Genomic DNA, 1761 nt, shown 5'->3' with positions numbered 1-1761 from the left:
GATTCTAATATAAGGGTAAATATCGAACGTTGTTTTCGTGGTTTGTTTTTAAATTAGAATTTTATTCTTTTTATCGGTTCGTTTTTTTTATTTTCGAATCTTTTACGAGATATTATTCTGTCTGAGGGTAATGGTTGTGGTTAAGCAATCGTCTTCTAGTATGGGCAAGTTCCTATTTTTGCTCATTATCTTTATTGCTGTAGGGCAAATGACACAAACGATGTATGTGCCAGCGATCCCTGAAATGGCAACATTCTTTGGTGTTAAAGCGTCCTATTTACAAGCGGTAATGGCAGCGTATTTGATCCCATACGGTTTGTCACAGTTTGTTTATGGTCCATTATCGGATCGTATTGGTCGACGTCCTGTGATGATCTCAGGCATGGTGATTTTCCTTATTGGTACTGTGATCGCGTTAGTTGCACCTAGCTTTGAAATCTTATTATTAGCAAGCTTTATTCAAGGTATGGGTACAGGTACGAGCGGTGCTATGAGCCGTACTGTTACACGTGACTGCTACGATGGTGCAGATCTCCATAAAGTAAACAGCCTTGTGAGCATGGGGGTGATTTTCTCACCATTAATTGCTCCTGTATTAGGTGGCTATTTATCTGAGCATCTAGGTTGGGAATCGATTTATGTTTACCTATTGGTGTTTGGCGCACTTGTTACAGTGGCATTAATGCGCTCATTTGGTGAAACCTTACCCGTTGAAAATCGTCGCAATGAGCGAGTGTGGGTAAGTTATCGTCATGTGCTAACAAATCGTCGTTTCCAAGGTTATGTCGTGTGCTTAATTGCGACGTTTGCAGGGGTTGCTACCTTTGAAGCATCGGCTGGTGTATTACTGGGTAGCGTATTAAAGCTTGATCCAAGCACAGTCAGTTGGCTATTTATTCTGCCATTACCGGGTTATTTATTGGGTTCTTGGGGCTCTAATATCTTAATTAAACGCCTAGGGACTAACCGTGTTTTATTCCTTGGCATGTTTGCATTATTGGCTGGTGCAGTAACAATCATTATTCCTGGTATGGAAGGATTAGTGACCGTAACTAGCTTAATAGGTGGGGCATTTGTTTACTTCATCGGGGCCGGTGTTTTATTCCCAGCAGCGACAACATTAGCGATTCAACCGTTCCCACACCATGCTGGTACCGCTGGTGCTGTATTAGGTGGCTTACAAAACTTAGGGGCTGGTTTAGCGACATTAGCTGCTTCTGCAATGGGCGCACAAGATCAGTTTAACCTAGGTGCAGTATTGTCAGTGATGGCATTGATTGTGGTCTTTAGTTTGCTATGGATCCGTCATAGTGAACGTCAAGATAGCAGCGTATTGGCAAACTAAAACATGTTTTAAGCCAATAAACAAAAGGCGGTATCACTTTCCTTTATTAGGAAGTTGATACCGCCTTTTTTGTATCTGTGCTGTGACAATTGACACAGTGGTTATGGCTACGAGATTAGTCGCGTTTCCATAGGATGTGACAGCCTTTGTTCTCAGGATCACGGCTGATCAGCATACGAGCAAAAATGTCGTCTAGTTCGTCATTTTCTTCGTTAACAAGACCAATGATCACTTCAGCGTAAAGTTCGCCATCAACATCAAAACCTGTGTGCTCAGCCCAGTCATCACGAGTTTCAACAATTTCAGCTGCGCCGCGATCATCAAATTGAGCAGTAAATAGTAATACGTCTGCTGGCTCTAAGTCTCTCTCTTATACAGAACTCCGAGCCCAGGACACTGCAGCAATTGTGCTATTC

General features: G+C 42.4%; 1 protein-coding gene and 1 pseudogene. One reads left to right on the top strand and one right to left on the bottom strand.

The genetic code is table 11. From position 1 onward, the window contains the following. The first annotated feature begins 130 nt into the window (after positions 1 to 130). Complete coding sequence (gene emrD, locus E5A76_RS07245; RefSeq protein WP_053989611.1) at positions 131 to 1345, top strand: multidrug efflux MFS transporter EmrD; 1215 nt, start codon at positions 131 to 133, stop codon at positions 1343 to 1345. A 115-nt stretch (positions 1346 to 1460) separates the two neighbouring features. On the opposite strand, the pseudogene E5A76_RS07240 reads toward emrD, so the two are convergent. Beyond that, positions 1461 to 1706, bottom strand: a pseudogene (locus E5A76_RS07240) (HI1450 family dsDNA-mimic protein); the annotation flags it as partial. Positions 1707 to 1761 lie beyond the last annotated feature (55 nt).

The sequence above is a fragment of the Photobacterium lucens genome, assembly GCF_009873615.1.
Lineage (GTDB): Bacteria > Pseudomonadota > Gammaproteobacteria > Enterobacterales > Vibrionaceae > Photobacterium > Photobacterium lucens.
This window is presented reverse-complemented; position numbering and strand designations above follow the sequence as displayed.

Bases quoted from the DNA above. Each gene is read 5' to 3' on its own strand.
- emrD (WP_053989611.1), top strand. From the start codon at position 131: ATGGTTGTGGTTAAGCAATCGTCTTCTAGTATGGGCAAGTTCCTATTT.